This window comes from Polaromonas sp. (genome assembly GCF_030682935.1).
Lineage (GTDB): Bacteria > Pseudomonadota > Gammaproteobacteria > Burkholderiales > Burkholderiaceae_C > Polaromonas.
The window spans coordinates 1-1,319 of sequence record NZ_JAUXNA010000343.1; the positions used below are offsets into that span (position 1 = coordinate 1).

1 protein-coding gene is annotated in these 1,319 nt (G+C 62.5%); it reads right to left on the reverse strand.

The window, feature by feature from the left end:
• Positions 1 to 1,319: PAS domain S-box protein (locus tag Q8K05_RS15825; protein WP_305247575.1), on the reverse strand; the 1,319-nt coding region annotated here is incomplete at both ends.

The following is a 1,319-nucleotide window of genomic DNA, read 5'->3' on the forward strand; positions in this document are numbered from 1 at the left end:
GGCTGAGCCTCAAATGGTGGCGCTTGAGTTCAATATCGGCGAGCTCCATAGCGTTGCTGACCAGCGTTGCCACATCGGCCGACGTGCGGTTGGGCTCGCTGCGTTTCACAAACGCGCGAATGCGCTGGATGATCTGCCCGGCGCGGTGCGCCTGCCTGGCGGTTTTTTCAAGCGCGACCAGCAGGTCTTCGTTACTGATTTGCTGGCCCTTGATGCGTGAGACCATGCCATTGCAGTAGTTGTTGATGGCCGTCAGCGGCTGGTTGAGTTCGTGGGCCACGCTGGACGCCATTTCACCCATGGTGATCAGCCGGCTGGCGGTCTGGGCCCGTTCGTTTTGCTGCGCCGCCTGTTCTTCGGCATGGCGCCGCGGCGTGATGTCGGTGGCAATCACCATCTGCGCCAGGCGGCCGTCCACCCAGGTGAGGTAGCGCGAGCGCACTTCCAGCCATTTCGAGAGTTTGGGCACAAAAATCTCGGCGTTTTCGGACTGGGCTGCGGTGAGTTCCTCGGTGGGCAGACCGGCGAGGCCATCGACCGCGTCAAGTGCGTCGCCGGTAGGCAAGGCTGCCGGCACGCCGGCCTGCGCAATCATGTTCATGTGCCCCGACACGTCGCCGCCAAACCAGGATCGGTACAACTTATTGGCAAACAACAGCTCCTCACTGCCCAGCGGCGCCACGGACACTGCCGCATCCAGTCCTTCCAGCACCGTGGTGAAACGCTCATAAGAGGCTGACAACTCTTCGCGAATCCGCTTGGGTTCGGTGATGTCGGTCATGGAGGTCATCCAGCCGGTTTGCTGACCGCGCGGATCAATCAGCGGCGACACGTACATGCGGGCGTCAAAGATCTGGCCGTTTTTGCGCTTGACCCGGATCTCGAAGCCACCGGGCGGCGTCCTGCCGTGCAGTTCGTCATCCAGTCGCGCCATCATGGTGTCGATCTCTGCCTCTGGCCAATGGGGGAAGGGTGGGGTACGGCCCACCAAGTCTTCTTCTGTCAGGCCGGTCATCTGGCAGAACGCCGGGTTGACGTAGGTGATGCGTCCCTGCAAGTCCAGGGCGCGCATGCCGGTGAGCATGGAGTTTTCCATCGCACGGCGAAAGTTGGTCTCGGAAATCAGGGCCTGCTGGGCCTGCACCCGGCGACGCGTATGGCGCCAGTTGCCGAGCAGCATCCAGACGGTCAGCGCGCTCAGGGCGCTGACCAGCCAAAAAAAGCCGCTGCCCACCACACCCAGCGAAGCGCGGTAGCCTTCGGCCCGAATCAGCAGTCCATTGCCAACCGGTGAGACCGGTATCTCGTAGGCTGCCGCA